Annotated in this window: 3 protein-coding genes; 1 reads left to right on the top strand and 2 read right to left on the bottom strand. The window is 69.4% G+C overall.

Translation table 11 applies throughout. The features are described 5' to 3' along the window. Both M4D77_RS23305 and M4D77_RS23300 read right to left on the bottom strand, forming a co-directional pair. Positions 1 to 1,157: MFS transporter (locus M4D77_RS23305; RefSeq protein ID WP_259937647.1), on the bottom strand; the 1,157-nt coding region annotated here is incomplete at its 3' end. A gap of 113 nt (positions 1,158 to 1,270) precedes the next feature. Beyond that, the gene (locus M4D77_RS23300) at positions 1,271 to 2,056 is read right to left on the bottom strand and encodes an SGNH/GDSL hydrolase family protein (protein WP_259937646.1); all 786 of its coding nucleotides are present in this window, start codon (positions 2,054 to 2,056) and stop codon (positions 1,271 to 1,273) included. Between the two features lie 524 nt (positions 2,057 to 2,580). Here M4D77_RS23300 and M4D77_RS23295 point away from each other — a divergent pair. Then, the coding region (locus M4D77_RS23295) for a pyruvate carboxylase (protein WP_259937645.1) at positions 2,581 to 5,951 on the top strand (3,371 nt) is incomplete at its 3' end.

Raw genomic sequence — 5,951 nt, 5'->3', positions numbered from 1 at the left:
ATGTGGATCCAGGTGAGGTCCCACGGGCCGGCGATCCCGACGATGAATGTCACGTAGCCGATGCCGATGATGACCGCGCCCAGGGCGAGGGAGATACGGGCGCCGAAGACGGCGTTGATGCGACCGCTGATGTGTGAGAACACGAACATGACCAGACCGCTGGGCGCGAGGATGAGACTCGCGTGCACCATGTCGTACCCGAAGCCGTCCGGGCTGTTCGTCGGGGCCATCAGCAACTGGATCGGGATGAGTTGCATCGCGTAGAAGGCGAAACCGGTCGCGATCGAGGCCAGATTCGTCAACAGCAGCGGGCGCTTGCCCAGGATGCGGAGATCGATCAACGGACTGTCGCGACGGAGTTCGACGAGGACCCACGCGCCCAGCGACACGAGGAAGCCGGCGAACAGACCGAGCGTCAGCGGAGCGGACCATCCCCACTCGGCGCCCTTGGACAACGGCAGCAGCAGACAGACGAGGAGCACCGTCAGACCGAGGGCGCCGAGCGCGTCGAACCGGCCGCCGGAGGGCTTGGCGGTGGAGCGGACCGTGAGGGCCACGCCGACACCGGCCAGCGTCGCGGCACCCGCACACGACCAGAACAGGGCGTGCCAGCTCACGTGTTGGGCGATGAGGGCGGCGACGGGGAGCCCGAGCGCACCGCCGATACCGAGTGAGGCGCTCATCGTTCCCACCGACGAGCCGAGGTGGCGGGGCGGGACGATGTCGCGCATGACGCTGATGCCGAGCGCGACGATGCCGAAACCCAGCCCCTGGAGACCGCGGCCGATGATGAACAGCGGGAGCGACGTCGCGACCGCACAGGCCACGGAACCCGCTGCGACGAAGCCGAGACTGACCAGGATGGCGAGGCGTTTGCCGTACATGTCGCCGATCCGCCCGCCGATGGGGGTGGCGACCGCGCCGAGCAGCAGCGTGATGGTGATCGCCCACGTGGTGTCGGAGGCGTCGGCGTCGAGCAGAGCGGGCAGCTGAGGGATCAGCGGCACGATGATCGTCTGCATAAGCGCGACGACGATGCCGGCGAGGCAGAGCACGGCCACCGCGAGTCGCGGGTGGGGCTTCTCGGCGGTGGGATCGGGGGGCGGGAGGTCCGGAGTGCTGTCCGTCGTCCCGTCGGCGTCGGTGCGGCTGGTCACGCCGTCATCCCGCTGGTTCCGCTCATCGATTGTGCACACCTCCGAACGACCAGGATATCCGGCGGGTCGCGGGTGCAGACGTTCGCACCCGGCGGGAAGCCCCGGCGTCCGGGCTACGCGAGGTCTGCCAGGCCGACGGGACGGGGCCAGCGCGGGGTGAGTCCGTCGCCCGACGAGACGCCGCGGATGCGGCGCACCACCCAGGGGCCGAGAAAGGTGCGGGCCCACTCCGCGTTCTGTCGCCGCTGCTCCCGGCGGGTGGCGACCGCGGCGGCGGCCAGCGTCTCGGGCGTGATGTGGTGGTCGACGCCGAGCAGGTCGAGGACCCGGCCGGCCATCTGTGCGTGACCGAGCGGCGACATGTGCAGGCGATCGGCGTCCCACATGCGGTAGTCGTCATAACCGGCCATCCGCCAGAAGTCGCCGATCACTGCACCGTGCTTCTCGGCGACCGCCCGGACGAGCTCGTTGTAGATGGCGACCCGTCCACGCAGCATCCGGAACACCGGAGCCCATCCGGTGTCGTAGGCGGTGAAGACGACGACGGTGGCGCCCGTCGCGGTCAGGTCGCGCAGGGCCGCGTCGTACCGCGCGATCATCGCGTCGAGGTCGAGGGACGGGCGCATGAGATCGTTGCCGCCGGCGTAGATGGTGACCAGGTCGGGCTCCAGGGCGATCGCCGGACCGATCTGCTGGGCGAGCACCTCGTCGAGCAACCGGCCGCGGATGGCCAGGTTCGCATAGCCGAAGCCCGCGCCGCCCTCGGCGGGCGCCGCGACGGCGAGTTGTTCGGCGACACGGTCGGCCCACCCGCGTACCCCGTTGGGTCGGGCCGGGTCCGGATCGCCGACTCCCTCGGTGAACGAGTCGCCCAAGGCGACGTAACGGGTGAAGCCCACGGCAACGCCTTCCGGTCGGATCGGAGTGGTTCCGACGACGCTAATCCCGTGCGCCGTCGGCCGACAAAGCGAGCCCGTGACAGAGCGATCGGTCGGCATTCCGACGGAGCGATCGATCGGCATTCGCGAATTCCCGACGCCGCGGATCTCTCATTGTCGAATCCTGCTGGAGAGTATTTCTCAACACTGCGGCAATGAGTGCCACGTACATTGCGCGGCAATTGTTTTCGATCACCTCTCCGGAGGCGTCACAGTGCCGTGCCGCCGCCTTTCCGACGCGGTGGACGGCGTCGGGGAGCACGGTTTCCGAGGGGGTCGAAGGCGGTGTGAGGGGGTGGCCGAACGGCCGGTCTCGGTGAGTAGGATCACGACGTGAACTGCCCGTGGAAACGGGTCGGCGTCGTCGGGACATTCGCGTCGATCCGTGTCCGCCGGGAGTTTGTTCGCGCGATCTCCACCGCGATTGTGCGAGTCGCTGAGCACGCGCCGGACCGGCGCAGGCGTGAGAGAAAGAGAACACCACGATGTTCGACAAGGTTCTGGTCGCCAACCGCGGCGAGATCGCCATCCGCGCATTCCGCGCCGCCTACGAACTGGGTGCGCGCACGGTCGCGATCTTCCCGTACGAGGATCGCAACTCCGTGCACCGGCTGAAGGCCGACGAGTCCTACCAGATCGGGGTGCCGGGACATCCGGTGCGGGCCTACCTGTCGGTCGACGAGGTCGTCGGCGCGGCGGTCCGGTGTGGCGCCGATGCGATCTACCCCGGTTACGGATTCCTGTCGGAGAACCAGGGTCTCGCCGCCGCGTGCGCGGAGGCGGGCATCACCTTCGTGGGCCCGAGCGCCGACATCCTGGAGATGACCGGCAACAAGGCGACCGCGGTGGCCGCGGCGAAGGCGGCGGGGATCCCCGTGCTCGCGAGTTCGGAGCCGTCGTCGGATCTCGACGAGTTGCTCGCCGCGGCGCAGGACATGCAGTTGCCGGTCTTCGTCAAGGCGGTCGCGGGTGGCGGCGGGCGGGGGATGCGCCGTGTCGACGAGCGCGCCGACCTCGCCGAGGCCATCGCGGCCGCGTCGCGCGAGGCCGAGGCCGCGTTCGGCGACGCGACGGTGTTCCTGGAGCAGGCCGTGGTCAACCCGCGGCACATCGAGGTGCAGATCCTCGCCGACACCTACGGCAACGTCATCCACCTCTACGAGCGCGACTGCAGCCTGCAGCGCCGCCATCAGAAGGTGATCGAGCTCGCGCCCGCACCGAACCTCTCCGACGAGTTGCGCGAGCAGATCTGCTCGGACGCAGTGGCTTTCGCGCGATCGATCGGCTACTCGTGCGCGGGCACGGTGGAGTTCCTGCTCGACGAACAGGGTCGCCATGTGTTCATCGAGATGAACCCGCGTATCCAGGTCGAGCACACGGTGACCGAGGAGATCACCGATGTGGACCTCGTCAGCGCGCAGCTGCGCATCGCATCGGGGGAGTCGCTGGCGGATCTCGGACTGACCCAGGACACGATCCGCATCCGCGGTGCCGCGCTGCAGTGCCGGATCACCACCGAGGACCCCGCCAACGGCTTCCGGCCCGATGTCGGGCGCATCACCGCCTACCGCAGCCCCGGCGGTGCCGGCGTCCGGCTCGACGGCGGTGCGAACCTCGGTGCCGAGGTGAGTGGTCACTTCGACTCGATGCTCGTCAAACTGACTTGTCGCGGACGGGATTTCCCGACCGCGGTGCGGCGTGCGCGCCGCGCCGTGGCCGAGTTCCGAATCCGTGGCGTCGCGACCAACATCCCGTTCCTGCAGGCGGTGCTCGACGATCCGGATTTCCGCGCCGGGCGCGTCACGACCTCGTTCATCGACGAGCGTCCCGGTCTGCTGACCTCGCGTTCGTCGGCCGACCGCGGTACCAAGATCCTGTCGTACCTGGCCGACGTCACCGTGAACAAGCCGCACGGTGAGCGGCCCACCACGGTGTACCCGCGCGACAAGCTGCCCACCGTCGAGCGTTCGGTGCTCACGTCGCCGCCGAACGGCTCGCGGCAGCGTCTGTTGGAGCTCGGACCCGAGGGGTTCGCGCGCGACCTGCGCGAGAACCCGCGGCTGGGCATCACCGACACGACGTTCCGCGATGCGCATCAATCGCTGCTCGCGACTCGCGTGCGCACCAACGGGCTGCTCAACGTGGCGCCGTACGTGGCCGCGCTGACCCCCGAACTGCTGTCCGTCGAGTGCTGGGGCGGGGCGACCTACGATGTGGCGCTTCGCTTCCTGAAGGAAGACCCGTGGGATCGGCTGGCGCAGTTGCGGGAGGCGATCCCCAACATCTGTCTGCAGATGCTGTTGCGCGGCGCCAACACGGTCGGTTACACGCCGTATCCCACCAAGGTGACGACCGCGTTCGTGTCCGAGGCGACCGACGTCGGCATCGACATCTTCCGGATCTTCGACGCGCTCAACAACATCGACGCGATGCGACCCGCGATCGACGCGGTCCGCGAGACCGGTACGGCGGTGGCCGAGGTGGCGATGAGCTACACCGGCGATCTGTCCGACCCGGGCGAGGACCTCTACACGCTCGACTACTACCTGCGGCTGGCCGAACAGATCGTGGAGGCGGGCGCGCACGTCCTGGCGATCAAGGACATGGCGGGTCTGCTGCGCGCTCCCGCGGCGACCACCCTGGTGTCGGCGCTGCGGCGTGAGTTCGATCTGCCGATCCACGTGCACACCCACGACACCCCGGGTGGACAGCTGGCGACCTACATGGCCGCGTGGCAGGCGGGGGCCGACGCGGTCGACGGCGCCAGTGCCGCGCTGGCGGGCACCACGAGCCAGCCGCCGCTGTCGGCGATCGTCGCCGCGACCGCCCACACCGAGCGGGACAGCGGCATCGACCTCGCGCGGGTGTGCGACCTCGAGCCGTACTGGGAGGCGCTGCGAAAGGTCTACTCGCCGTTCGAGTCCGGTCTCCCGGCGCCGACCGGGCGGGTCTACTCCCACGAGATCCCGGGCGGGCAGCTGTCGAACCTGCGGCAGCAGGCCATCTCCCTCGGGCTGGGCAACAGGTTCGAGGCCGTCGAGCAGGCGTACGCCGCCGCTGATTCGATGCTCGGCCGACTGGTCAAGGTGACCCCGTCGTCGAAGGTCGTCGGCGACCTCGCGCTCGCGCTGGTCGGCCGCGGCATCACCGCCTCGGACTTCGCGGCCGACCCGGCCTCCTACGACATCCCGGACTCGGTGATCGGCTTCCTGCGCGGCGAGCTGGGCGACCCACCCGGTGGCTGGCCCGAACCGCTGCGCACCCTCGCGCTGCAGGGCCGCGCGCCGGCCCCCGAGGTCACCCCACTGTCCGCCGACGACGAGGCCATCCTCGACAAGCCGGGTCGTGACCGTCAGGTCCGGCTCAACCACCTGCTCTTCCCCGGTCCGGCAAAGGAATTCGAGGAGCACTACGAGGCCTACGGTGACACGTCGAGGCTCTCGGCCAACCAGTTCTTCTACGGACTGCGCTACGGCGAGGAACACCGCGTCGAACTCGAACCCGGTGTCGATCTGCTCATCGGGCTGGAGGCGGTCAGCGAACCGGACGAGCAGGGCATGCGAACCGTCATGTGCGTCCTGAACGGTCAGCTGCGTCCGATCGCGGTGCGCGACCACTCCGTCGACTCGGCTGTCGCGTCGGCGGAGAAGGCGGACCGCTCCAACCCGCACCACATCGGTGCCCCGTTCGCGGGCGTCGTGTCGCTGTCGGTCGATGTCGGCGACGAGGTCGCCGCCGGCGCGACGATCGGCACCATCGAGGCGATGAAGATGGAGGCGGCGATCACCGCCCCGGTCGCGGGCACCGTGACCCGACTCGCCATCGGACAGGTCACCCAGGTCGCCCCGGGGGATCT

This window comes from Gordonia sp. p3-SID1431, from assembly GCF_025143765.1.
Taxonomy (GTDB): Bacteria; Actinomycetota; Actinomycetes; order Mycobacteriales; family Mycobacteriaceae; genus Gordonia; species Gordonia hongkongensis.
This window is presented reverse-complemented; position numbering and strand designations above follow the sequence as displayed.